This window comes from Bacillus sp. 0909A, from assembly GCF_036765115.1.
GTDB lineage: Bacteria > Bacillota > Bacilli > Bacillales > Bacillaceae > Bacillus > Bacillus mojavensis.
The window spans coordinates 910,180-936,160 of record NZ_JBAIZU010000001.1 but is presented as its reverse complement, the minus strand read 5'-3'; the positions used below and the strand labels follow the sequence as shown (position 1 = coordinate 936,160).

Annotated in this window: 24 protein-coding genes, 3 pseudogenes and 1 riboswitch; of the genes and pseudogenes, 10 read left to right on the top strand and 17 right to left on the bottom strand. The window is 39.9% G+C overall.

Annotated elements, in window-relative coordinates; translation table 11 throughout:
* Window positions 1–7: 7 nt before the first annotated feature.
* Window positions 8–886, bottom strand: coding sequence for a pyrroline-5-carboxylate reductase (proC, locus tag V6D42_RS05120; RefSeq protein WP_168749441.1), 879 nt, complete (start codon window positions 884–886; stop codon window positions 8–10).
* Window positions 887–1,032: 146 nt separating this feature from the next.
* The gene (gene rtp / locus V6D42_RS05115; protein ID WP_010334473.1) at window positions 1,033–1,401 is read right to left on the bottom strand and encodes a replication termination protein; all 369 of its coding nucleotides are present in this window, start codon (window positions 1,399–1,401) and stop codon (window positions 1,033–1,035) included.
* A gap of 301 nt (window positions 1,402–1,702) precedes the next feature.
* On the opposite strand from rtp, the gene V6D42_RS05110 reads away from it, so the two are divergent.
* Window positions 1,703–2,920: a cytochrome P450 gene (locus V6D42_RS05110; protein WP_333512557.1), complete on the top strand. Its 1,218-nt coding sequence runs from the start codon at window positions 1,703–1,705 to the stop codon at window positions 2,918–2,920.
* Between the two features lie 30 nt (window positions 2,921–2,950).
* Here V6D42_RS05110 and V6D42_RS05105 read toward each other — a convergent pair whose 3' ends face one another.
* Window positions 2,951–3,667: a 3-ketoacyl-ACP reductase gene (locus V6D42_RS05105; protein WP_333512556.1), complete on the bottom strand. Its 717-nt coding sequence runs from the start codon at window positions 3,665–3,667 to the stop codon at window positions 2,951–2,953.
* Window positions 3,668–3,816: 149 nt separating this feature from the next.
* Here V6D42_RS05105 and V6D42_RS05100 point away from each other — a divergent pair, with 149 nt between their 5' ends.
* The 3 genes from V6D42_RS05100 to V6D42_RS05090 all read left to right on the top strand — a co-directional run bounded on the left by V6D42_RS05100 (window position 3,817) and on the right by V6D42_RS05090 (window position 5,541).
* Window positions 3,817–4,122 (top strand): DUF948 domain-containing protein, encoded by a 306-nt coding sequence (locus tag V6D42_RS05100; protein ID WP_333512555.1) that lies wholly within the window; start codon window positions 3,817–3,819, stop codon window positions 4,120–4,122.
* 69 nt (window positions 4,123–4,191) lie between these two features.
* Window positions 4,192–4,956 (top strand): hypothetical protein, encoded by a 765-nt coding sequence (locus tag V6D42_RS05095; protein ID WP_333512554.1) that lies wholly within the window; start codon window positions 4,192–4,194, stop codon window positions 4,954–4,956.
* A gap of 57 nt (window positions 4,957–5,013) precedes the next feature.
* On the top strand, window positions 5,014–5,541 hold the full coding sequence (locus V6D42_RS05090; protein WP_333512553.1) for a GNAT family N-acetyltransferase: 528 nt from the start codon (window positions 5,014–5,016) through the stop codon (window positions 5,539–5,541).
* Between the two features lie 212 nt (window positions 5,542–5,753).
* Here the strand turns inward: V6D42_RS05090 and V6D42_RS05085 are convergent, their stop codons facing one another.
* The 7 genes from V6D42_RS05085 to V6D42_RS05055 all read right to left on the bottom strand — a co-directional run bounded on the left by V6D42_RS05085 (window position 5,754) and on the right by V6D42_RS05055 (window position 13,301).
* Window positions 5,754–6,743, bottom strand: coding sequence for an ABC transporter permease (locus tag V6D42_RS05085; protein ID WP_333512552.1), 990 nt, complete (start codon window positions 6,741–6,743; stop codon window positions 5,754–5,756).
* A complete protein-coding gene (locus V6D42_RS05080; RefSeq protein ID WP_333512551.1) occupies window positions 6,737–7,483 on the bottom strand; it encodes an ABC transporter permease in 747 nt (248 codons plus the stop codon). Before V6D42_RS05080 ends, V6D42_RS05085 begins: the two co-directional genes overlap by 7 nt.
* Before the next feature lie 10 nt (window positions 7,484–7,493).
* Window positions 7,494–8,432, bottom strand: a complete 939-nt coding sequence (locus V6D42_RS05075; RefSeq protein WP_333512550.1) for an ABC transporter ATP-binding protein — start codon at window positions 8,430–8,432, stop codon at window positions 7,494–7,496.
* A gap of 12 nt (window positions 8,433–8,444) precedes the next feature.
* Entirely contained in the window at window positions 8,445–8,996 is a 552-nt protein-coding gene (locus V6D42_RS05070; protein ID WP_333512549.1) for a MarR family winged helix-turn-helix transcriptional regulator, read from the bottom strand.
* Between the two features lie 447 nt (window positions 8,997–9,443).
* Window positions 9,444–10,688 carry an MFS transporter gene (locus V6D42_RS05065; protein ID WP_333512548.1) on the bottom strand — a complete coding sequence of 415 codons (1,245 nt, stop codon included), beginning with the start codon at window positions 10,686–10,688 and terminating at the stop codon, window positions 9,444–9,446.
* A gap of 93 nt (window positions 10,689–10,781) precedes the next feature.
* A complete protein-coding gene (locus V6D42_RS05060; protein ID WP_333512547.1) occupies window positions 10,782–12,260 on the bottom strand; it encodes an FGGY-family carbohydrate kinase in 1,479 nt (492 codons plus the stop codon).
* An 18-nt stretch (window positions 12,261–12,278) separates the two neighbouring features.
* Window positions 12,279–13,301 carry a 2-hydroxyacid dehydrogenase gene (locus V6D42_RS05055; protein WP_106021701.1) on the bottom strand — a complete coding sequence of 341 codons (1,023 nt, stop codon included), beginning with the start codon at window positions 13,299–13,301 and terminating at the stop codon, window positions 12,279–12,281.
* 97 nt (window positions 13,302–13,398) lie between these two features.
* Window positions 13,399–13,490: riboswitch (SAM riboswitch) on the bottom strand.
* Window positions 13,491–13,638: 148 nt separating this feature from the next.
* Here V6D42_RS05055 and V6D42_RS05050 point away from each other — a divergent pair.
* Window positions 13,639–15,681, top strand: coding sequence for a molybdopterin oxidoreductase family protein (locus tag V6D42_RS05050; protein ID WP_333512546.1), 2,043 nt, complete (start codon window positions 13,639–13,641; stop codon window positions 15,679–15,681).
* A gap of 110 nt (window positions 15,682–15,791) precedes the next feature.
* The gene (locus V6D42_RS05045) at window positions 15,792–16,088 is read left to right on the top strand and encodes a hypothetical protein (protein ID WP_333512545.1); all 297 of its coding nucleotides are present in this window, start codon (window positions 15,792–15,794) and stop codon (window positions 16,086–16,088) included.
* A 336-nt stretch (window positions 16,089–16,424) separates the two neighbouring features.
* On the opposite strand, the gene V6D42_RS05040 is transcribed toward V6D42_RS05045, so the two are convergent.
* On the bottom strand, window positions 16,425–17,123 hold the full coding sequence (locus V6D42_RS05040; protein ID WP_333512544.1) for an expansin EXLX1 family cellulose-binding protein: 699 nt from the start codon (window positions 17,121–17,123) through the stop codon (window positions 16,425–16,427).
* A gap of 261 nt (window positions 17,124–17,384) precedes the next feature.
* Complete coding sequence (locus V6D42_RS05035; RefSeq protein ID WP_333512543.1) at window positions 17,385–18,056, bottom strand: YoaK family protein; 672 nt, start codon at window positions 18,054–18,056, stop codon at window positions 17,385–17,387.
* Window positions 18,057–18,250: 194 nt separating this feature from the next.
* Between V6D42_RS05035 and V6D42_RS05030 the strand changes: the two genes are divergently transcribed.
* Window positions 18,251–19,261, top strand: a complete 1,011-nt coding sequence (locus V6D42_RS05030) for a polysaccharide lyase family 1 protein (RefSeq protein ID WP_442893192.1) — start codon at window positions 18,251–18,253, stop codon at window positions 19,259–19,261.
* A 280-nt stretch (window positions 19,262–19,541) separates the two neighbouring features.
* On the opposite strand, the pseudogene V6D42_RS05025 reads toward V6D42_RS05030, so the two are convergent.
* Window positions 19,542–20,314, bottom strand: a pseudogene (locus V6D42_RS05025) (acetoin reductase).
* Between the two features lie 947 nt (window positions 20,315–21,261).
* Here V6D42_RS05025 and V6D42_RS05020 point away from each other — a divergent pair.
* Both V6D42_RS05020 and V6D42_RS05015 read left to right on the top strand, forming a co-directional pair.
* The gene (locus tag V6D42_RS05020; protein ID WP_333512541.1) at window positions 21,262–21,855 is read left to right on the top strand and encodes a VanZ family protein; all 594 of its coding nucleotides are present in this window, start codon (window positions 21,262–21,264) and stop codon (window positions 21,853–21,855) included.
* 238 nt (window positions 21,856–22,093) lie between these two features.
* Window positions 22,094–22,639, top strand: a complete 546-nt coding sequence (locus V6D42_RS05015) for a hypothetical protein (protein ID WP_333512540.1) — start codon at window positions 22,094–22,096, stop codon at window positions 22,637–22,639.
* A 112-nt stretch (window positions 22,640–22,751) separates the two neighbouring features.
* Here the strand turns inward: V6D42_RS05015 and V6D42_RS05010 are convergent, their stop codons facing one another.
* A complete protein-coding gene (locus tag V6D42_RS05010; RefSeq protein WP_326202612.1) occupies window positions 22,752–23,108 on the bottom strand; it encodes a DUF3221 domain-containing protein in 357 nt (118 codons plus the stop codon).
* Window positions 23,109–23,391: 283 nt separating this feature from the next.
* Here V6D42_RS05010 and V6D42_RS05005 point away from each other — a divergent pair, with 283 nt between their 5' ends.
* Window positions 23,392–23,748, top strand: coding sequence for a YoqO family protein (locus V6D42_RS05005; RefSeq protein WP_333512539.1), 357 nt, complete (start codon window positions 23,392–23,394; stop codon window positions 23,746–23,748).
* Window positions 23,749–23,901: 153 nt separating this feature from the next.
* On the opposite strand, the gene V6D42_RS05000 is transcribed toward V6D42_RS05005, so the two are convergent.
* From V6D42_RS05000 to V6D42_RS04990, 3 genes and pseudogenes are all read right to left on the bottom strand, one after another.
* A complete protein-coding gene (locus tag V6D42_RS05000) occupies window positions 23,902–24,381 on the bottom strand; it encodes a DUF4944 domain-containing protein (RefSeq protein ID WP_333512538.1) in 480 nt (159 codons plus the stop codon).
* 295 nt (window positions 24,382–24,676) lie between these two features.
* Window positions 24,677–25,156, bottom strand: a pseudogene (locus V6D42_RS04995) (hypothetical protein).
* 191 nt (window positions 25,157–25,347) lie between these two features.
* A pseudogene (locus V6D42_RS04990) lies at window positions 25,348–25,892 on the bottom strand (delta-aminolevulinic acid dehydratase).
* Window positions 25,893–25,981 lie beyond the last annotated feature (89 nt).

Below are 25,981 nucleotides of genomic sequence, written 5' to 3'. Positions count from 1 at the left end.
TCCTGTTTTATAGCGGTGCCGCTGTTTTTTCAAGATCATCGCTAATTTCCTTTGAACGCTTAGCTGCATGTTTAATGGCTTGAGAAATAGCTTCTCCGCCGCCGCTCTTCTTCAAAGCCTGCAATCCGGCAGCAGTCGTTCCATTTGGCGAGGTGATATTGTCTCTCAGCACCTCAGGCTGTTCTCCTGTTTCCATCAGCATTTTTGCAGCACCTAAGAGTGTCTGTGCACCGATGCTTCGTGATAATTGTTTATCGAGTCCCGCTTCTTCGCCCGTCTTTTCGATGAATTCCATTAAATAATAAAAATAAGCAGGGCCGCTGCCGGCAATTCCCGTGAAAATGTCCATTTGATTTTCCTGGATTGTATACACTTCACCCATACAGCCGAGCAAAGCCGCCGTCAGTTTTTCTAAATCATCTGTCACATGCCTGCCAAGCGCGATGGCAGTTGCAGAAGCGCCGATCATACTTGATGTGTTAGGCATTACTCTGACAACCGGCTGTTGATTATGCAATGATTGTTCAATATAAGAGGTGGTTATGCCGGCTAGCACCGACAATATTAATTGATGGGGTTGGATACGTGTTTTTAATGATGACAGAGCGTGTTCGGCATCTTTCGGCTTCATCGCCAAAATGAGCACATCCATGTCTTCAATACATAAGTGATCCGGCGCCACGCCTTTGATTCCATATTGAAGTTCAAGCTCAGCTAATCGCTCCGTATTGCTGCGGTTTGTAACGCAGATGTTTTGCTTAGGGATTTTTTTGGCACGAACGATACCTGATATCATTCCTTCCGCCATAGATCCGGCTCCAATAAAAGCTACCTTTTTTTGATCAAAGATCGGTAACATCTCCTTTGTTCGCTTTTTTGTTCGTATTTTCACACGTTTAAAATGTTACCACGTGAGGAAATGATGTCAAGTTTGAAGGTCACTATTGATTTGTATTGTTTCATTTCGACAAATATGTATAATGAAAAACAGAAAACACCCGATACTCGTGGCTATACCGGGTTTTTTCTATGTTAAAAATTATCTGACAGTGCTTTTTCAATCAGTTTTTTGCAGCGATCCAGCTCCACTTTCAGCTGTTTTTTATACAGCTTGGCTGCCTCATAATCTTTAAATTGATAGAGGACAACTTCTTGAAGCTTAGCCCCTTCTTTTTTTACTTTGATTTGTTTTAATATCCCATCATCAAGGAGCTCATGCAAAGACCGGTAAACCTCTGTATGGTTTGGTTTAAAACCAATCTCTTTAAATTCTGATCGAAGCACTTCTAGAAGCTTTAATCCGTAGAGTCTTTTCTGCTCAGTCATGGTAATCATATAAAGTTTCAAAAATGCGCGCTGTTTGACCAAAAATCCAGTGGAACTTCTTTTTTCTTCTTTCATCGTCTGCACTCCTTCTCTGTAAACTGAGAATACTATGTACTAAATATTCAATTTTTTCTATTGTTATCCTTCTTTCTATTAATGGCTTGGTTAATCAAGTTATTTTGTGTTTGATGTTTATATGGCTAGAGAGAATAAAATATATAATGAACATTCGGTACATAGTTTGTTTTGTTCATTATAACTTGTTTTCACTATTATCTTCAATTTAAAACTATTGTCCGATTCACATTTTCTTCAATATATGTCCGTTGAATTGAAAAACAGCCTTTGATAACGTATGGATAAAGGAGATGATAAAATGACAAAGCAAGCAGCTCGTCCTGCCAAAGATGAACGTTACGCCAACTTAATCCCCATGAAAGAATTACAATTTGAAAAAGACCGTCTTTTTCCCTTCCCCATTTATAAGAAGCTTCGGAAATTGTCTCCTGTCCGCTATGACAAACAGCGTGATTGCTGGGATGTTTTTAAATATGATGACGTTCAATTCGTCCTGAAAAATCCCAAACTTTTTTCATCTAAACGCGGCATACAGGCAGAAAGCATTTTAACAATGGACCCTCCGAAACATACCAAATTACGCGCACTCGTCAACAAGTCGTTTACTCCAAAGGCAGTGAAACAAATCGAAACCCGCATAAAAGACGTTACAGCATTCCTCTTACAGGAGGCGCGGCAAAAAGACACAATCGATATGATAGATGATATAGCAGGCCCCCTTCCTGTTATTATCATTGCTGAAATGCTTGGAGCACCGATTGAAGACCGGTACATCATCAAAACATACTCCGACGTACTCGTATCCGGAGCGAAGGACAGTTCAGACAAAGCTGTTGATGACATGGTTCAAAAACGCCGGGACGGCCACGCATTCTTAAGCAACTATTTTAGAGACATTCTATTAAAACGACGAGCTCACCCAAAAGAAGATTTGATTACAATGCTTTTGCAGTCAGAGGTGGATGGAGAATATCTAACAGAAGAGCAGCTGCTCGGTTTTTGCATTCTTCTTCTTGTCGCGGGAAACGAAACGACTACTAACTTGATCGCAAATGCTGTTCGCTATATCACGGAAGACACAGCCATGCAACGACAGTTAAGACAAAATACAGACTATGTCCCCAATGTAATAGAAGAAACGCTCCGCTATTATCCGCCTGTTCAAGCCATCGGACGAGTTGCAGCAGAAGATATAACGCTTGGCGGAGCATTGATAAAGAAAGGATCTTCCGTTATCAGCTGGGTCGCGTCAGCCAATCGGGATGAAGCTAAATTTTCTGAACCTGATCGTTTTATCATTAACCGCCCCTCCTATCCCCATCTCAGCTTTGGGTTCGGAATTCACTTTTGCCTCGGGGCACCGTTGGCCAGACTCGAAGCAAAAATCGCTCTTTCCTCCCTCTTGTCTATGTCAGCTTATATTGAAAAAGCTGATGATGAACAGAAACTTGAAGCGGTACCAAGTCCTTTCGTGTTTGGGGTTAAACATTTACCTGTGCGGATTGAATTCAAATAAAAAAAGCCTGTCACTAGACAGGCTTTCGTTTTACGGATTTGTTGACCACAATCCTGCAGATTTAATGAAAATACGCGGATCTAATTTCAATTGAGCCACCATATATTCAGCAAGATCCTCAGGCTGCATAACCTTTTCAGGATTACCGTCTGTCAGGTTCAGTTCAATCGACATATCACTTGCGACAGTGCTCGGCGTTAACGCGCTCACTCTGATATTATGCTTTCTCACTTCTTGCATGAGAGATTCCGTTAACCCAAGAACGGCAAATTTAGATGCGCTGTATGCGCTTGTGACAGCTGCTCCTCTTTGGCCGGCTGTAGAAGAAATATTAATAATGTCACCAGCTTTGCGTTCAATCATTTCAGGAAGCACCGCACGAGTAACATGGTATACACCCATTAGGTTCACTTGAATGATATTTTCCCACTCATTAGCGGATAGATCTAAGAATCCGCCAAATTTGCTGATTCCGGCATTGTTAATAAGAATATCAATCTCGCCAAGCTCCTCTTTAATAGAAGCCACAGCTTGATCAACCTGTGCCGCATCCTTTACATCCGCAGCGGCAAATGCAGCTTTCACACCAAGTGCTTTTACTTCTTCTGCGACGTTCTCAACATTAGCGGCAGTGCGTCCGATTAAACCGATATTTACGCCTTCTTTCGCAAGCGCAAGAGCTGTAGCGCGTCCAATCCCTCTGCCTCCGCCTGTGATAAGAGCCGTTTTATTTTGTAAACTTTGCAATTGAAGCACCCTTTCTTTGTTTACATATGTACGATAACACATTATAAGCACATGAAAACCAATACGCAAATTATATGAACTGCGCAGATAACATTTCACCTGATTATAATAGGCGAAATAGGGTATGACATTAGAAAAGGGGTGAACATATGGTTATCGTTTATATCAGTATTGCAGTAATAGCCATTTCAATCATTTACTTAGGGATAAATGTGATTCAAAACAAGAAAAAAATAGATCCCACCATGAAGGAACTCACCGCAGTTACGCAATCAATGCAAAAACAAGTTGAAGTGGTAAAAATGGAAGCACAGCAGCTGTCTCAAAAGCAAAAAATGATTCAATACGATGTTGAAATGAAAAAAACTGCGTTGCAGCAGACTGCTGCTGAAGTGAAAGAAGCGCCTCAAGCAGTTAAAGAGGTGTGGCATGCTGGACAATTGAATAGAGGTTAAATATGAATGATATCCCGTTGTTACGTTTAAAATGGACAATGGGATATCAATTTTAGGGAGGTTAAGCCCATGATTGGAAACCACAGCGGTTTGGCAGCATTTGCAGAGAAACTACATACTCTTCCGGTATCAAGACCGCTTTCGAAAACAGATTTGTTTACTCCCCCATTTCGCATAAACCAAGAAAACGCGCTAGAAATGTACTATTCACCTCACAATGAATATATCAATCAAGCTGCTTCGATTGTGATTTCAGGCATAACGCCAGGTTTTTCACAAATGAAAACAGCTTATGAAACAGCCATCGAAAGCTTGCACAAAGGCCGTTCTCTAGAACAGATGGCTTTAGACACCAAAAAAGCGGCAGGACTTTCTGGAACTATGAGACATAACCTGATCACGATGCTGGATCAATGCGGACTGCCACAGGTTTTAGGCATTCAAAGCGCCGCACAGCTTTTCGGCGACTTGCGCCATATGCTTCACACCACTTCTGTTATCAAATACCCTGTTTTCATTCAGCAGAAAAACTATACAGGACATAGTCCGGTTATCCCCCGCTCATCTATGCTAAGCACTTATGCATATAAGTATTTCCCCGCTGAACTTGAAAAGCTATCGGGCCCTGTTCTTCTTATCCCGCTAGGCAAAGCAGCCGAAACAGTCTGTGAAACGCTGATCAGGCAAAACAGCAACTGGCAGCTGACCTGCCTTCATGGCTTCCCTCACCCATCGGGCGCGAACGGTCATCGAATAAAACAATTTAAGAAAAACAAAGAGGATTTAGAAAAACAAATTCGATCCTTTGTTTCAACAAATTCACTTTCTATATAGAAAAGAGGAAATAAAAGGGATATGATAAACCTACATACATCATTAGGGAGGGATTTGGTGTTTCCTGTATTAGAAACCGACAGACTTATTCTAAGAGAGATGACAGAGAAAGATGCGGAAGCCATTTTTTCTTGTTTTTCAAACCATGACGTCACACGCTACTACGGACTTGATCCCTTTGAAAGTATAGATCAGGCAAAAACAATGATTCATCAGTTTGCCGACAATTATCAAGAAAAGCGAGGAATACGGTGGGGAATTGAAAGAAAAGACACCAAAGAACTCATCGGTACGATTGGATTTCATGCTTTGGCTCCCAAGCATAAACGTGCAGAAATCGGTTATGAAATCAGCCCGGCAAATTGGCGAAATGGCTATGCGTCAGAAGCCACATTAGAAATTGTGTCTTACGGCTTTGGCATCCTTGGACTAACGCGAATCGGTGCAGTTGTTTTTAGGGAAAATGAAGCGTCAAATCGTTTGCTGTTAAAAATGGGATTTGAAAAAGAAGGCGTATTAAGACAATATATGTACCAAAGCGGTGTACCTTATGATACAAATGTTTATTCTATTATAAAATCATGAAAAGCAAGAGAATGATAAGACATTCTCTTGCTACTCTTCCCTACTAATCTCTCGTCTGCCTTTCCCTCTTATGGGTTCCTTCCAAAATATCATAGCTGAAAATACTTACAGCAACGGCAATCAAAAAGACTACATTCATCGCGGTATTGACGAAGACGAAGCCTTGTCATATAAAAAAGATTCGCAGCGCTCTATACATCTAGTGACATCCATTAATAAATCCCTTTTTTTGTCCTGCTTCTTGAAATAAAGCCTCCAAAGACATAAAATAATGCCGAGCAAAGAAAGATATAAAAAAGCTGAATTTTGAATTCCCGCACTGTCTGCCCCATTTCTATTCCATGGATTAAGGTCATGAATGCTTTTTGCGGCAAAATGGTACAGAGTACATCTAAGACGGGAAGATTAGGCGTAAAAGAAACAAAGCAGCCTGACAATACAGACGTAACCACACTGATTCCGCTCGTCACCAAGCTTAGGTTTCGATCCATAACTGAAGCCATAAAAATAGCGAATGACGCTGCAAGCACTGCGAGTACAGCCAGCAGTTCAGCAAAAATGTCCAAGCGAAAGCCAATATCCACATGAAATAATAATGTAGTCATCACAATGGCCAGATAGGTTGGTATATATAGACATAAAAATGTAAAGGTAAACTGAACAATCAGATATTTGTTCTCGTTTACAGGTGACACTAAAATCCGCCTAAAGGTTTTAAGCATCCGATCTTCAGGATACAAGGCAGTAAGCGCGACACCTTGCATAAAAACAAGCATCACGATAAATCCTAAAATATTTGTACCTGTCCCCCTTTCAGTCCTTATTTTATCCTCTCCTTTATAGCTGATCGGCATTTTCCCAGTCTCAAAAAGCTCCCGAATCATTTTTTCATCAGCTTTACTTTTCAAAGTGGTTACCTTATAGTCTTGATGATTTTTTTCTACAACTGCTGCATATTTTCCTAACACAAGATCAGAGAACCTCGGCTTTTGATGGACCATAACCACTCGAAAGGCAGGATCTTTGGGGAGATTTTTCATCTCATCCTGCTCCGTAACAAATGCAATGGTTTCTTTTAAGACCGGTTTACCGGAAAAAAGAATGGCTGCTCCAACCATCAGCGGAATGATGATTACTGCAATGATAATAATGGCTTTCTTGGCCAGTATTCGTTCCCACCTATTTCGGAATAGATTCAGCATACATATCCCTCCGGCTTAAAAACAACATGGGAAACGGCAATACAAACGACTGAAGCCAAGAGAAGAATGGATACCACAGGCAGCAAAATACTGAAATTATGATCATAAATGAGGCGAAATGAGCATTCCGCTACCCATTTAACCGGAGAAAATACGGAAATTTCATTTACGGTATCTCCAAATCTATGAATCCCGAAAAAAACGCCTCCTAAAAAAACAAAAAAAGCAACTGGAATTTGCATGATGCTATTCGCCCGTTCTTCATTTTTGAAAATGCAGCAAAACATGGTGCCGAAACAGCAGCCAAAGAACAAAAAGACATGCAGTAAAAGCAAGATATACGGAAGGTCTTCACCGCCAAAGTTCAATTTAAAAATCGTTTGAGCCGTCCATACATTCATGGTGTACAAAATCACACTGAATATGTAAGTTGATAGTAATTTTGAAAGATAAATACTTGTCTTTGAAACGGGTGCGTATACAAGGCGAATGTTCCCTCTCTTCACCTTTTCTTCCATAAATGTGTTGGACGCGGTCATCGCGATCAGAGCCGCTGAGAAAATCATCATATTCACCCCGTAATAATCATAGGAACTGATACGGCCTGCCCCAAAGCTATTTTTTGTGACAAAGCCCATGATCAGAATAAGAATGAAAGGAAAAATCGTATTGGCTAAAATGAGAACCGGATTCCTTAAAATATTCCTAAAATCAAATGACATTACTTTCACTAAATTCATGATGCCTCTCCTAATCTCTTAAATTTCTTCCCGTCAGCTCTAAAAATACCGTTTCTAAGGATGCCTCTTGACTGCTCATATGCAGAATGCTGCATCCTTGAACACTTAATTCTGCTATGATTTCACCTAGGGGATCTTGGTTCTTTCGGACTGTAACTTTCAATTCATCCTCTATAAAGAGCACTTTTATAACCCCTTCGATATCCTTTAGAATGGTTTTGTTTAATTTATCTGCATTCGCCAGCTGAAAAGAATAAGTCATTTCTTTATTTACTTTTTTGTATAATTCCTCTTTCGTCCCGTTAGCAATCATTTTTCCTTCATTCATAATCATAATCCGATCAGCAATAGCCTCCGCCTCTTCCATATAATGTGTTGAGTAAATGATGCTTGCTCCTTTTTCTTTCAGCACTTTAATAGACTCCAGAATGTGGTTTCTGGATTGAGGATCTATTCCAACAGTCGGTTCATCCATAATAATCAGTTTCGGCTGATGGGCAATAGCACAGGCAATGTTTAATCTTCTTTTCATCCCACCTGAAAAAGTCTTAGGCTTATCATCTTTACGATCATATAGCTGTACGAGCTCCAAAGCCTCCTTAACCCGGGCTTTCAGATCTTCTCCTTTAAGAGAGTATAGACTGGCAAAAAAGCGAACATTTTTCTCAGCGGATATATCCTCATAGATGGCGATATCCTGAGGGACAATTCCGATGCCCATCTTCATTTTTTTTGCGCCATTTTTTACATTATGGCCCAATATCGTAACATTTCCGGAAGTGGCCGACATTACTCCGGATAAAATATGAATCGTTGTGCTTTTTCCTGCTCCATTTGGGCCTAGAAGCCCCAGAACTTCACCCTCCTTTACCTCAAATGAAATGCCGTCTACCGCAGCTTTGTTCGCGTACTGCTTTTTCAAATTTTCAATTGATGCCACGCTGTTCATACGTATCTCCTTTTACATTCTCCGTTTTGCGAATTCCTGAAGAACTTTTATTTTCAGATCATCACGTTCTTGTTCAATTTCAAAGTCCCGAGCGTCTTCTTCGAAACCATCCTGCTCTTCTCCATCAAAACTGTATAGCTTTTTCAATAAATTCCACAATGTCTCTAATTCTTCCGTCGAAAATCCTTGAAAAATATCTGCCATAAAGTACACAGCTTTTTCACCGCATTCCTCTAAAACGCGTTTCCCAGAATCGGTAATTTTCACATTAACCGCGCGCTTGTCACGTTTACTTGGCACAGTAACGGCATATCCTCTTTTTTCAATACTGCTGACCAGCCTGTTTATGTTCTGTTTCGACGTACCTAATTTTTTGGCAATGTTGTTGAAAGTGGTTTCTTCTTCCGGTAAATGCAGTATGGAGACCATTGTCATAAATTGCCTAGTCGTTAAGCTTTCATAGTACTCATCACCTCGTGATTGAATTTTGTTTAAAACAGAAAAAAGTGTAGCGTAAGACTGCTGCATTAAAAATAAATCTTTTAGTTCTTTAGAAAAATTCATTATAACCCTCCTCAAAAAGACAATTTGTTGTCTTTATCATCATAGCACTTTTTGTCATTTTGTCAACATATTGTCTATTTTATTGCAAATCATACGACAATATCATATTGATCAATATGAAAAAAGGTATATCATGGTTCGGTAACGTAAATTTGATAAGGAAAAAGCATTGGAATCCGCTTTTTTGAAGATCTAATTGAAGAGAAATACAGAAAACCATTAAATGCTGCGACATTACTACAATGGTTGAACACGAACCTACAAAGATACATTTGAAGAAAAAAGACATACAATCAGTAGAATTAAGAAGCGATATAAACGTAGAAGTGATCGCAAAAACTATCATTCTTTATGGGCGGACTGGTGATGTTTCAGACCAAACATTCCGGAGCACTCTGTACTAAAACCATTGCTGAAAAAAGCGCCCTATTCCAAGGGCGCTTTTCATCAGGATGCATATTGAGGGGAAGTTTCTTTCTGTCCTTCTTTTTCTTCAGGTATCTTAATACATTTCGTCATGACTGCACTTGCAAGATAAAGCACCGCAAAAATCCAGACAACGCCTTGTGCACCGACGAGTCCGATGAACATCCAAGCTAAAGCAGGTCCGACAAATGCCGATAAGCCGGCTGCGAGGTTCAAAACGGACATGGCGGCTCCTTTGTCTTTTCCGGCAACTGTCGGCACGATCGCACCAATCGGCACGTAGCCTGCCAGCAAGCCGCCCCAGATAAAGCCGATGATGCTCACAACCGCCATATTCCCGCCTGAAAAAACAGGCGCATAGTATAATAAAACAGTGAAAATGCCGCAGCCGACTCCTCCAAACCAAATGACGGTGTTTTTCCATCCGAATTTATCACCGACAATTCCAAAAATGAGGTTAAATACAATGTTGCCCAGAAAAATCGTTCCCCAAATCTGCAGCCACACATGAGTTGAAATGCCGTGCTGAGCCATGTGCATCGGCAAAAACACAGGGAAACCATATGTGCCGATGCTGTTGATGATTCTAATCATTCCTCCTGTCAGCACCCTCGGATTGGTAACAAGAATGGTAACCCCTTTTAAAAGCTCCTCCGCCGTTTCTGATCTTTTTCTTTTCTTTTTTTCAAACCGGTCTTTATTAATAAACAACGAGAAGACTGCACCGAGGCATACCCAGAAAATAGAACTCCACAGCGTATTTAAATAACCAAACGTTTTAATGGCATAACTTGAATACCAAGCACCGAAAACAAACATGCCCAGACAATACGCAATCCAAAACCAGCCGACAGCTGTGCTGAGCCTGTTCTGCGGTGTTCTGTAGATGACCCATGTCAAGAAGGAATAAGCAAAAAGCGGGTATCCTAAGCCTTTAATAAAGTAAGTCACATACATGACAGGCAGATTTAGCTGTTCAAATCCGAAGACGATAAAAGCCGCTGTACCGATCACATAAAACAACAACCCCATAAACATCGTCCGCTTTGCGCCAAATGCTTCCAGACATACACCTGAAAACCATGAAGCGATGGCCAGTGAAATGCCGTATATACTAAAAATCGAAGCGGATTGCTGAACGGTGAGCCCATTTTCAATCAGAAAAGGACTGAGCCATCCTTGTTCAAGACCGTCTCCCATCATAAACAACACAACCCCTAAAAACCCCCATGCCAGCCGCTTTGGTATACCAATTTGATCTAACATATCTGTATCCTCCTTAGGTGCTTATCTCAATTACCGTATTACCTCATTAAAGTAAGAAAATGTATAATTCCTCAATTAGCAGCAAATTCCGCCTTATACTAATACCTTGTTTCCCGATGACGGCTCTAACCCTGAAAAGAAGCGTTGGACCTGCTTCCACTCCTCGTATAAAGTCATTTCTATCCGGCAATCCTGCGGTTTTATCACCCGAACACTTCCAGACATTTCTTCGGTCAATCTATAGGCCTCATTGCAAACCACCGCAGCACCAACGACTGATGCCTGACTGTACCCTTCTTTGACATAAATTTTTTTCTGAAGAAGATTGGCGATATATTGTGTAAATGCTCTGCTTTGTAATCCGCCTCCGCATCCCCACACATAGTCACGATCAAACGGAGTGATCTCTGTTAAAATGTCAAAGTTCCATTTGATTGAACATGCAATCTCCTGTAAGGCCGCGCGTACAAAATGCGCTCTGCTTAAATGGGCTGAAAGCGGTACATCAAAGAGAAAGCCGCCTTTCGTCAGGGCGTTTTTTTCTGCCGATAAATACGAACCGAGGGAAGATACACATGCATGATCTTCCTTAGCTATTGCAGCAATCTCTTCTTCCATCACATCGTACGGTTCATTCGGATAGAAAATATCCTTTAATTTTTGAAAATTCAGACCTGTTACCCCGGGATTTGTCTCCGCAAGCCACTGTCCTTGGTCTGTGTGGCAGTTCAGCCAGGCTTTATTTTGTCTGTCCTCATGAATTTCACCAATAATTTTGGTAATCGGTGTTGTCGTACCTGATACAATGACTGCGTCTCCGAGAGCAGCACCAGTGCTTTTGACTGCAAGCTGTGTATCTCCCCCACCCGCTATAACCTTCGCATGATGTGATAGTCCCAATTCTGCCGCATACTCATCTGTTATCGATCCAATGACTGTTCCCGCTCTTACTAGAGGCGGAAGAATAGATGGCGAGAAACCGAATATATTGCACATCTCTTCTGACCATGTATTTTGTTTTACATCAAACAGCAGCGTTTCCGTCGCCTGTGACGGTTCATATGTCAATACTCCGCTCAACTGATACGTTACCCAATCACTGATGCTTGTAAAGCTTGCAGTTTTTTCCCAAAAGGAGGGCTGGCGGTGCTTTAAACCATAAAGCTTGAGCGCTGAAAAAAGCGCAGTCGGCAGACGGCCGGTTCGGCTGTATACTTCTTCCTGATTCGGTATGTTTTCCTCCCACTCCCTGCCCCGATTGTCAATGTTGGGCAGACCGAGGAAAGACTCACCATTTTGATCAAATAGCACGATCCCCTGTCTTTGACTTGTTGAAGTGAGACCAATAATTTCAATATGATGAGAACGAGACATCGCACGTTTAGCCAGATTCATGATTTGATTCCACAGCGCCTGTGGAGAAAAATAGCGGCTGTCCGGGTAAAGCGGCTCGGTCGTATATACAATGTCCTCCCGTTCAACCGTTTGAACGCTTCCCGACACACTTACGACCGCAACTCTTGCATTGCCAGTGCCAATGTCAAATACGAGATAACCTTTTTGTTTCGTCATCCTGATGCCCTCCTTTTCTTACACCTCTGCTTTAAGATCGTTTTTGTTATATAAAGTCGGAATATTGAGAGTTTTTTCATCCCTCCACTTTTTAAGCGCTTCGTTCAGAATGGTAACGTGATGATCCTCTACTTCAAATGTTGCTCCTGCTAAATGCGGTGTTGCCAGAACATTAGGCAATGAAATAAATTCATAATCCGATTGCTCTGGCGGCTCATGATAAAAAACGTCTAATATCGCACCCCTGATTTTACTTTCTTTCAGTACAGATAAAAGATCCTCTCGGTTTACCACGACAGCTCTTGATGTATTCACGAAAATGGCGCTCTCTTTCATCAAGTCAAAATACGGCCGATCAATGAGGCCAAGCGTATCATCTGTACGCGGCAGATGAACAGAAACGATATCACTATCTGAAAATACCTTCTCCAGAGATACTTTTTCATATTGCGGATAATCGTGCTGTACGTATGGATCGTAATACAAAACCTTGCAGTCAAACGCAGTCAGCAGTTTTGCAATTCTTTGCCCAACCGCTCCGAATCCGACCATACCCACGGTTTTTCCTGTTATTTCATTACCTTTGAATTTGGCATACGCCTGCAAATAATCGCTGTTCCATTTTCCATCCTTTAGCCATTGATTAGAGGTATTCGTGTGCCGGAGAAATGAAATCACATTTCCAATAAACATTTCAGCAACAGCTTGTGCGTTGCGCCCAGGTGTATAGAAAACCGGAATGTCTCTGTTTGACGCTGCTGCCACATCAACATTGGAAGGCATTCCCCTGCATACTCCCACAAATGAAAGTTCCGGCATTGATGCAAACACGTTTTCTGTCACCTGATCAAGCTCAGTAATCAAACCCGTCGCATTTGATCCTTTTAATAGCTGAATCAATTCATCTTCCCTGTATGCCCGGCCGTTTTCTTTCCAAGACTGATAAACAACGGAACCGAACAATTCTTCAAGCTCTTTTCGTCCTTCTTCGTTGTACGGTGCTGTAATCAAAACCGTCATGATGCAAAACATCCTTTTCATCGTTATTTTTCACACAAAAAAATCTCTCTCCAAAGATGGAAAGAGATTCATGTATAGGCGCACTCTGCCACAGACAGAAGCCGGTATAAACCTTACTTTCCTATCTTTCAAGCTGACGCTTGCTGGAATTGGCACAATAATGTTGCCGAGGTTTCATAGGGCCAGTCCCTCCACCTCTCTTGATAGAAAATGTTTTGTATGTAATTTTCAGAATTGAGAATACGTTAATCATAAAGAAGACCCAGATTGATGTCAATGTCTTTTTTTCAGAATTGACGTTATCATTCGAAATGTTATAATTCTTACAATATATCTAACTAGGGAGAGGAACTGGGCTATGAAATCGTTCGCCACTCAACAAAACGGCATTTTTAAATCCGTTTGCTCACTGGACTGCCCGGACCAGTGCGGATTGCTGGTACATAAAAAAGACGGGAAAATTGTGAAAGTGCAGGGTGATCCTGATCACCCCGTGACAGCCGGAAATATATGCAACAAAGTACGAAATATGGCTGAACGCATCTATGATGAAAAGCGGCTGACGACTCCGCTGAAACGAACAGGTGTGAAGGGCGAGGCAGAGTTTAAACCAATTTCTTGGGAAGAAGCGATTGACACCATCACATCCCGCTGGAAACAGCTGATTGATGAAGAAGGAGCTGAAAGCATACTGCCTTACAGCTTTTACGGCAATATGGGAAAATTAACGGCTGAAGGAATGGACCGCCGCTTCTTTTACCGCCTGGGCTCAAGCCATCTTGAGCGGACGATTTGCAGCAAAGCCGGTTCAGAAGGCTATAAATATACCATGGGTGTGAGTGCTGGAATCGATCCTGAAGAAACGATTCATACAAAACTGTTTATCTTTTGGGGAATTAACGCAGTCAGCACAAACATGCATCAAATTACAATCGCACAAAAAGCACGGAAAAAAGGCGCAAAAATTGTTGTGATTGATGTGCATAAAAATCAGACAGGACGTCTCGCAGATTGGTTTATTCCTATAAAACCCGGTACCGACAGCGCGCTCGCCCTTGGAATCATGCACATATTATTTAAAGAAAACCTTCACGATGAAGCGTTTCTATCAGAATATACAGTCGGCTATGAAGAATTGCGCGAGCATGTGAAACCGTATCATCCAGAAAAGGTATCGCTGATTACTGGTGTCAGTACCGACGATATCTATCAGCTGGCAAAAATGTATGGTGAAACCTCCCCTTCCTTTATCAGAATCGGAAACGGCCTTCAGCATCACGATAACGGTGGGATGATTGTTAGAACGATTGCCTGTCTTCCGGCGATTACTGGTCAATGGATGCATACAGGAGGCGGCGCCATCAAGCATAACAGCGGAATTTTAGAATATAACACCAACGCGCTTCAACGTCCTGATTTACTGAAAGGCCGCACACCGAGATCGTTTAATATGAACCAGCTGGGCAGAGTCCTTCTGGAAACAGACCCTCCTGTTCGCTCCCTCTTTATTTATGGGACGAACCCAGCCGTTGTGGCGCCAGAAGCGAACAAGGTCAGACAAGGCCTCCTGCGGGATGACTTGTTCACCGTGGTTCATGATTTGTTTTTAACAGAAACAGCCAAATATGCAGACATTGTACTACCTGCTACATCTGCTTTTGAAAATACTGATTTTTACACCTCATACTGGCACCATTACATTCAGCTTCAGCAGCCGGTGATTGAGAAATATGGAGAAAGTAAGTCTAATACCGAGGTATTCCGGTTATTGGCTGAGGCAATGGGATTTACGGATCAGGAGCTGAAAGATTCAGATGAAGACTTAATCCGCCAGGCGCTTCACCATCCAAATAATCCTTATTTGGCAGAGATTCGTTATGAATCACTCACTGAACGTTCGTTTATGAAGGCGAAGCGTGAAATGCCGCTGTTCCCTGGTAAATTGCCGACACCGAGCGGAAAAATAGAATTATATTCAGAAAAAATGAAACAAGCCGGTTTCCCGCCGTTACCGACACATACGCCGCTTACGCCGGATCAAGAATTCCCGTTTATGTATGTTCCGGGGCCAAATCATAATTTCTTAAATTCAACGTTTTCCAACAATGCAAAGCACGTCAAACTTGAAAAAACACCGAAACTCTTTATCAACACGATAGATGCCGAAGAACATGGCATCACTGATGGTGAAGCTGTACGGATTTGGAACAGCCGAGGTGAGTGTGAACTAACCGCCGCAGTCGGAGAACAAGTGCTGCCCGGTGTTGTCGTTAGTCAAGGATTATGGGCAGATGAACCAGGCAAAAATCAGCTTGTTAACGCCCTAACCCCAGACCGCTTGTCTGATATGGGCGGAGGCGCCACTTTTTTCTCAGGCCGAGTGCAGATTGAGAAAGCATAGAAACCGTCCAGAGCTTGCTCTGGCGGTTTTTTGTGTACACAATCAAAAAAATGAAACCAATGATATGGATTGACCGTATAACATGACGATTACATAATGGAGGCAGACACATGGACGTTTTTTTAGGAATCGGTATTGCATTGGCTGGATATTTTATCGGAGAAGGATTAAAGCATATTAACAACCCAAAAGCTAACGAAAAAAATGACATCATGCTGATTAAAGAACGAGATATTCACTTTTACATCGGGCATTTTTTAGGCATAACCCAAGCGGAGGCGAAACACTTAGCGAAGGATCTCACAGACCTCCCTCATATTGAAATAAACGGAAAAAGATATGTGCAAAAACATATCTTAAGAGAATGGCTATTAACATTAGGAGAGGAACACCAAGCGAAAGATTAATACGAGTTTTTACAGGAGAGCGGTTCTTTCAGGCACCGCTCTTCCCCATTCAGCTGTCTTCCAGCCAGTAATAATTCTCAGCAGTATAGATTGGCCAGCACCAAAACTTCGCTCCTCGGGCATGGATAAACCGGTCAAACCACAATTCAAATTCATGCCCAACTTGATTGTTTCTTCGTATGACCCAATACAGAAAGCGCTTTAATTATTGTACAGGTAACGGCTATTAGTCCAATAAAACGAACTATGATGTTCAGTTTCCATAAAAATAAAAAGCAGGATCGGTAACCTGCTTTTCAGAATTTATTTGTTTTTGAATTTTCCATATAACCTGTTTTATTCAGGAAACTGAACATGCCCAGGAACTGTGTACGCCCCAGATGTTCCGTTTTCAGGAAGCTTTAGAATCGTGTCTTTTACAACTTTTCCGCGAATGTCAGTGATTCTGACTTTAAGAGAACCCGTTCCTAAATTGGTGCTGAGGAAATGATTATAGTCCGTTTTCTCCATGTTGATCCACTTTCCGTCTTTGTAGTATTCCATTTTCATAACGGGATACTTGTGATTTCTGACTTGAATTGCTGCCCACCACTGGCTGCTGCCTTCTTTAATCCGGTATGTGAAATTGCCAGTGATTGGCGCTTTGACCACACGCCATTTGATTTTAATTTTTCCATCTTTCATAGCACCGATTTTGCTGAATGCATTTGGTGAAAGATCAAGGGCTCCTGGGGCGCCCTCAGGGTATAGATCGGTAACATAGACGACCGTCTTCCCCTTTGGCCCTTCCACTTCAAGATAAGAGCCGGCAAGAGCAGCTTTCACACCGCCGTAATTAAGGTCCTTTGGGTTAATTGCCGTAATCTCCATGTCAGATGGGATTGGGTCAAGAAGGAAAGCCCCTCCTGAATAGCCTGATCCGGTATAGGTTGCATAGCCTTCGTGCAAGTCGTTATAGGCTGCCGAAGCTTGCGGGCAAAAGCAAAGGATCATCAGCATAACCACGCTAATAACAGCACTCATCTTCTTTTTCATAGACATCCTCCTAATCCAAGCTTTAAATGAGAATCATTATCATTGTAATACTCATTCAATATGGATTAAAAGAGGAAATAGATTCATAGATTCATTTATGTCTAATTCACTATTGTATATCTATCAAAGGATGCGCTTTATATGACAATGTAATCCTTATGTTCTGATGCACATATGAACCAAAATTCTTGTCTCATTCATAGTGTATAAGCTCAAAAAATTCCCATCCCCGCTTCAAATCGCAAGCGGGAGAATTTCACTTTACTTTTGCAACTTGGTCAGAGCAGTAAGTATAATACCTAAAATGAGCACAATCGGTACCCAAATAATGATGTAATGAAAATGCGGCTCTGCCAAAGCTACAATAATAGCCCCGACACAATATAATATGATGGCCAGCGCCCTTAACACAGCATCTCTTAAGAATGTTTTATTCTGTTTGGAGAAAAACAACCGGCCGGAAAGATCCTCTAAAAGGGAAGCCAATGTTCCGGTTAAAACAGTTGAAGAAATGCCTGCAATCCCCAGTTGTTTAGCTGCTATTGTTTGTATCCCCATGGCAATACTCAAAAGGATAATAAGGATGTACACGGGAACGAAAGCAGAAGATATTGAAAGACAAGCAAAAACAAATAAAATGAAAGCCTCAATTGCCAGAGCTTTTGTTATAGGGGATGGCCAAAATGTTTTCTCTGCCTTTCCAACAATGATCGTGGACACAATCACTCCCACGATAAAGCCGATTAGCGCAGTTATAGAATGAAAAACAGTGACTTGAAGAGATTTTCCGATCGCTAATCCCAATAAAACGATATTTCCCGTCATATTAGCAGTGAAGACGTGTCCTAGGCTTAAATACCCGATCACATCCACGATTCCCGCTGTTAAACAAAGAAGAGAAAGCAAGGTGTTTCGATATGCTGCAGCAGTCAATGGTGTATCAGTCCTTTCGTGTGGTTCCAACTGTAACTTTTATTTGCATCAAAAAACATATAAAATCCCGGTTTTGATCAGGAATATAGACTCTATTCTTCCTTTTGTCCAACTGTAATAATAATCCATATGCAATTTATTTAAATTTGAAAGGAAGCTGAGTGGCTTTGAAACGATTTTATTTATTATTTGCCATGTTAAGTTTATTATTGCTTCTCTTGCCTGAAAAAGCTTTAGGCGCCGTCGATTTTCCAAATACTTCGACGAATGGCATCTTAGGCTTTGCCGGAAATGCAAAAAATGAAAAAGGAGTCTCTAAAGCGAGCACAACCGGCGGAAAAAACGGTCAGATCGTCTATATCCAAAGTCTAAGTGACTTAAAAACCCATCTGAGCGGGTCAACACCTAAAATTTTAGTGCTTCAAAATGATCTAACCGCTTCTTCAAAAACAACGGTAACCATTGGTTCAAATAAAACACTTGTAGGTTCTTACGCTAAAAAAACGCTGAAAAATATTTATTTAACAACATCATCTTCATCCGGAAACGTCATCTTTCAAAATCTGACCTTTGAACACAGCCCGCAGATTAACGGAAATAACGATATACAGCTTTATCTAGATTCAGGCTTCAACTATTGGATCGACCATGTGACATTTTCAGGACACAGCTATAGTGCTAACGGAAGTGACCTGGACAAGCTGTTGTATATCGGTAAATCAGCTGATTATATCACCATCAGCAACTCAAAATTCGCAAATCATAAGTACGGTTTAATTTTAGGATATCCTGATGATTCCCAGCACCAATATGACGGCTATCCGCACATGACCATCGCCAACAACTATTTTGAGAATTTGTATGTAAGAGGCCCTGGGCTGATGAGGTATGGCTACTTTCATGTCAAAAACAATTACAGCAACAATTTTAACCAAGCGATTACCATCGCGACAAAGGCAAAAATATACTCTGAATACAATTATTTTGGAAAAGGCAGCGAAAAAGGAGGAATCCTTGATGACAAGGGAACCGGATACTTTAAGGATACAGGAAGCTATCCGTCCTTGAACAGGCAATCCTCTCCGTTGACAACGTGGAATCCAGGCTCCAATTACAGCTACCGGGTTCAAACTCCGCAGTACACAAAAGAATTTGTCACAAAATATGCCGGATCACAAAGTACAACATTGGTTTTTGGCTATTGACACAAAGAGGGCTTGCGTAAAACGCCAAGCCTCTCTTTATGTCTATATATTGTGTGTCTTGCTTGTGTCTAAAACTCACACATGCGCCATAATGTCGCTTGTTTTCTGAACAAGTTAACATGCTCTCACGTACCAAATATTTTTTCGCCAAAATGTTCATTCAATTTTCTTACATGAATACATGGACCTCTCAAATGCTTTTCTCATTATACAACATGAGTCATTATTGATTCATCTCAAACAAAAAGAAACCATTTCCTAAATGGATTTTTTTGTTCTATCATCTATAAACCAGGCCGCCATCAGTTAAAATAGCTTGACCGGTAATGTAATCTGCATCATCTGAAGCTAGAAATGAGACTAAATTGGCCACATCTTCAGGTGTTTGATATCTTTTGAGAGCAATGTCAGAACAGAATTTTTCAAATGCTTCTCCTGGTACAAATCATCGCTATGTTTAACCATTTCTTCATCAATGCGATCCCACATTTTTGTTTTTGCAACACCAGGACAATATGCGTTTACTGTTATTTTATATTTGGCTAACTCTTTAGCAGCTGAATGAGTAAAAGATTTCACAGCATGCTTCGTCGCGGAATATGTTCCAAGCATTTCAAATGATTCGTGCCCTGCTATACTGCATGCGTTAATGATTTTGCCTTTTGTTTCTTGCTTAATGAATTGGTCGGCAGCTGCTTGAGTGCCAAACACAACGCCATTGACATTAACCTTGAACAATTGATTCAGTTGGTCTTCTGTTATTTCTAAAAATGGAGAAACTGCCTCAATGCCAGCATTGTTTACAAACACATCCAAACGACCAAATGTTTCTGCCGCTGCTTTAACTAAATTGAATTGGTCATCACGCTTGGATACATCCCCTTTCACTCCGATAACATGAAAGCCATTTTCTTTGAAGTCTGAAACAGTTGCATGCAGCAGTTCCTCGTTAATGTCATGCAGAACGACACTAAAACCATCCTTGCACAACCTCTCTGCTATCCCTCTTCCTAAACCGCCTGCGGAACCAGTAACTATTGCTACCTTGGTCATAAATATTCCCCTTTCGAAATGAGGTATAGTGACGATATATTTAATTTAACAAATCAGTGTTTCTCCACACCGTTTAAACTGCTGTCTCAAAAGATAGCTTGTATTATATAGTTAATTCAAGTTGAAATCACTTTAGGATTGATCCATAATTCAGATTATCTATATGGCGTGTGTAACATACAACACCATTAGTAAAAATATGTACACCGAGCTCTTATTCGTTTTCTTTAGTCATCATGCGCTGTACTACATTGTATTAGAATACATTAAAGCGGTTGCCAAGAGCTATTATGTCATTGTTATGGTCATACTTCTCAATGTAGTTTCTCTTTCTTAACATACATACCATTGAATTTTGTATGGTGTAAATGCCATTAGGTCTTGACTCCAAAGAATGCGTGATGAAGTCGTTTTTAAATGATGAAGAGGAGCTCATCGACCTGGTTCACTTTTTCATCATTCAAATAGAGTGATCCCTATTCAAATCCTTTTTTTATTATCAGATTCTTAATGGTGGTTTTTATTATGTGGTTTTAAAGAGGAGAAAGTCCCCTCTTTTACACTTGTATTTCTCCATAACATAATCTGTCACATAACTCATAGTTACCGCCAGTTTGATACATGCAACGTTGATAACATCGTTGTGGATCATAAGAGATTGTTAGATGTTGAGGCACATGATAAATCAGATCGTAAGGCGTTTGAGTATACCAAACTGGATATTGTCTAAACACATCGAACCCTCCACTCATTCCTCTGGTTTACTGTATTGTATTTGCCTCACAGCAAAATGTCGTTTGTCCATACGAAATTAGGCTTTCTTTAAAAGAACTCTCCTTTATACAATAAACTACATTCCATTCTAGATAAAAGTCTTCTTTTAATGTAATCTCAATCTCTTTCCTAATTATGTTAAAATAGATCAAAAAAGAAATTGTGGTGTATTTATGCTTGACTCAACTTTTCTCTTGATATTCATGTTTGTACTTTATATTTGCTTTATTCTTTATAGAATTAATAAGCGATTGATATATAAGAAAGAACGAATGGCCATTTATAAGCACCTTGTTATTTTTTGTTTCATTGTTTACTTCTTTGAACTGATAAGTGTTACAATATTTCCTTTACCTATAGATCGCGATTTAATTGCGAACTTAAGGAACGATTCCTATCATCCATTTTTGTATGGAAATAACTTTATCCCGTTTTGCTTCGTTGTAGATATTTATCATCTGGGCTTGCAGTTTTATGTGATAAGATCTCTTGGTGGAAATCTGATTTTACTGCTGCCAGTTGGCTTATTGTTCCCTCTTTTATTTGAAAAGTTAAGAAACCTAAAAAGAATTTTATTAAGTGGATTTTTTATCTCATTGTTTATAGAACTAACGCAACTTTCGATTTCAATGTATTTAGGAAACGCATATAGAAGTTTTGACGTTGATGATTTAATCCTTAATACGTCAGGTACTGCACTAGGATACGGGCTGTTTTGTATTCTTCCGTCGTTATATAAAAAATTCCGATTCTTTCATAAACATTGAATCACTTTCTGATGAAGACATGTAACTCCCTCAATTACACAATATGAAGACAGAATTGTGCTATACATATCATTAACGGGCTTTTTGTTGAAATCGAATTAGAAAGATATAATGGAAAAAGGTGTCAATTGATTACAGAATCAAAAAGCATTCATGAGTGCGAGGTATGATGTTTATTGGAAGATCGCACGTGTAGGGATATAATCAACATAACTAATCATTTTAAGGTGATACGAAAATGGACAGAATAATGAAATCTCATTTTGAACATCTAGAAGCAGAGGACAAAAGCCTGCAATTAGAAGCCTTTCAGAATATTATTAACGCCACAAAAGAGAAAGTAGACTGGGCTTATGAAGTGTGGGACCAATTAATAGGATGGCTGACCGATACGGATAACCACAGGCGAGCGAGAGCAGCACAGTTTCTTGCTGGTTTAGCAATCAGTGATCCGGATAAACGGATGCTACGCGACTTTCCAGCATTATGGGAAGTGACCAAGGATTCAAAATTTGTTACTGCTCGGCATAGTTTACAATCAATCTGGAAGGTTGGCTTAGCTGGGCCAAAACAAAAAGAAATGGTGCTTACTCATATTATTGATCGCTTTAAAAATGGAATAAACGAAAAACATTATACATTGATTCGCTACGATATGATTGTAGGATTAAAAAAATTATACGATGAAGACAAAGATGAGTACATTAGGGAAATAGCAATGGAATTAATTGAGCTCGAGAAAGATAGCAAATATCGAAAGAAATATTTGTCAGCCTGGAAATAACCCTCTTATGCAATGTTCTGCAAACGTTAAAATAGCACTACGTCCCCGTGTGAGTGCTGTTTTTCATACTATATTTATTTTTGAAATGATCATACGAGAGGGATGCCAACTGTTATAACCTTTTAAATTTTTTAATTGTTGCTTTTGGAGGATCAGATTCTTTAAGAGTGTTGAACCACACCTTCATTTTTTTACCTGTCACAAGGTCTTCTTTGTTTTCAATTTGACTTAATCCCAATATCACAACATGACTTTTATATTTTTTTATTAGTCTATCTTGAGACAATTGAAAGTCTTCTTTATCAGGAGTATGTTTGCCCTCAAGAAATATCGCTGACTTTTCATCCTTAATAAGGATAAAACCAACAAGGTTCTGCATCTTTGGCGTTTTTATTTTATTTTCTTCCTTATCATTGCAGCCTGAAATAAAAGCAAAGAACGCTAAGACCAGTATCCCAATTTTATGCATTTATCTCTCCCTTTTTGGTGTATATTTTTATAACGATAGGACAAATTTATAGATTTACAGAACAGATGTACACGGTAACTCCCTTCAATTCAGCTATACCTTTCCGTTACACATCATTCCCTAGTGCCCGCACATAAAAAACAATTGAATATTTAGTACATGGTACAATAAGATGAAATTAACTATTTAGTTGACCAATAAACTCATTTGCTGACATCGCATTTGTGCCTTTTGTGAAAAACTTGTAAACTTTTTGGGTAGCCATAAAATAAGGAGCGATTTTTTGTCTAAAAACTTAGCATTTTTTCTTTTCATCTTATGTGTCATCATTGAGAAAGTCATGAAAAATATGGATGTAATAAGCACTGCAGCATCCTTTTGCTCTTTCGTTCTCGTTTTCATTTATTTTAAAGATGAGTTTAAAAAGCTAAAAACAAAAGCAAGGATCATTCTGTTTTCATGCTTTTTAGTATTAACAGGAATCATAGTTTTTATCATTTTAGAAGGACAGGTATTCATTAAAAACCACGATTTCTTTAACGGCTGGGAGATCATAGCAGTGATTATTTTGTTTGCAGTCCCTTTGATATCTGGTACTGTTTGCTTTAGATTGCTTTACGAGCATTTAAAAGAAATGTAAGCATATTATGTACAGGGAAGGAGCTAAACTTGCATGTTTTTATTTTACTTGGATAAAAACATGCCTTTATCCTGACATGTACTTATCAATCAGATGTTTTTGAAAGCAGACCTATATGTTGGACGTTTCATCCCTAAACTCGCCATTGCAGATTTATCTTTTATACCATGGTTTCTCTTGTAATCTCATTTGATCTGTATGTTTCTCCTTACCAGTCTTCCACTCCACCTTAACAACTACATCATGTCCGATTACTTCATCTTCAGGCATAAAATCAAACGTAGCAATGTGGTCTTCCATTTGTCCTCCGCCAGGCATTTCTTCACCTGTGTACTCTGATAAATCATAATTCCCTCTGTCATCATACTTTTTACCATCTATGTACAATGTGATTTTTTCAACAATGGTTCTTTTCGCTTCTTTCTTATTCCCCTGCCAATATAAATTCAAGAAGTAATTAGGCCCAATCGAAGTTTTATCTGATTTTTCAATGGTAGAAACCCACAATTCGTTCCTGCTGCTTCCCTCATATTTCACTTTGTCTCCTGCTATCATCGCAAAGAACGTTACTAAACAAATCAATAATGGAGCTGTAATGATTAGTATTTTTTTGATTTTATTCTTGCTTCTCATGTCTTCCCTCGCTTTCTTCATTTTAATTAGTAGAATAAATGATCAAAATGTTACTTGAAAATGAAAAAGAGCTGCTGTTCAAGCAGCCCAATAATTATCTTTTCAATTTTGCAGCTATATTAGACTTTCTTGGTGGTTCTCAGCTAATAAAATTCGCAACGCAGCTATATCTGCCTTAAGACTGATCAGGTGTTGATTATCTGCGTATTAACCCAAATGGAAACAACATTCAAACAGCTTTAATGCTCAAGCTCCTATGTAGGTCACTATATTGTCTATGTCTAATTAACCTCTTCTAACTAAATGTAAAGGTTTGTTTTAATTGTCGTCCTTCTTTTCCTTTTTGTGTCCAAATAATAACAACCTCTAATTCAGATGCCTTTTCAGCCACCATAAAATGTGTAAACTTCAGCGGGATACCATCGTTTAAACTTTCGGCTAAGCTTATTAAATTCTCCTTCTTTCTCACACATTTCTCGTTGGGACAGCCAAAAAGTGAAAACCTCGTGGTTGAGTCAGGATCATTTCTATACAATTGTACATCCACTGTAGCTGCGGCTTCCCCTATGTTTTTGATGTCCATTGAATAGACGTGATATTCCCCCTTTTTTGGACTCGCTAATTCCTTTGCATTTTTTGCTTCGCTTATTTCGACTGACTATTGCTCTGTTTTTTGTTTAATTGGCAACTCTTTAAATGTCAGGGCTTGAGTCTTTGTTTGAATAAAAATCAATGCAAATATTAAAACACATAAGGATAGAAAGTGCTTCTTCACTTCGTATCTCCTTCTTTCTTTTTCATTAGCTTCCCCAATATAGGTGTCCGGTATGACGTATAATAAAAAGCCCTCATTGATTGAAGGGCTTCAATTACAATTGAAATGCTATTTCATTTCATTAATCTGTGTGAATCTAAGCAGGACTTTCTGCAACATAGCAATATAATAGCTATGTATATGGTTTAGATTCAATACAATTGAAACAAGCTTGTTTCTTTGTCGATCGAAGCAGCCTTTTGAAATGCCGCCTTTAGAGATTACATATTTGTCATTTGTTCATATATGAATGTGAGGACGAAAATAAGCGAAGCGTTTCCATCTATATAGTCGCCAGGGGCTATGTAAGAAGAGCTTTTGCATTGTCTAAACGCTTCTGCAAGCCTTTTGTCACCTAATGTGCATCCAGTTGCTAACACATGCACCCCTCGTAAATCTGCATACGCCCGAACTTCTTCAGGACCGAAATAACATGAACGCGGCTCGTTTTTTTCATAAACGTTTTGTCCCAATTCCGGCAATATGATTTTCCATCTTCTCCATGAAAACTTAAAATCATATAGTCGGTTTCTCCTCGGTTCTCGCCCGAAAGCACGCTAACTAAATCATTAGGTCGTCCACCCCAATGCATGTGTACTTTTGCACCATAATATTCAAGTGCGGAACGTAATGCAAATGATTCTAACTCACAATGTGGCCCTGCCACTAAAGTAATGCGGATGCTTGACTGACTCAAATCAAATAGCCTCCCCAAAGTTATTAGTGGCCTACATTCTAGCTTCAGGCAGATTAAAATGTGATACCAAAAAATTCCGTTATTTCCCA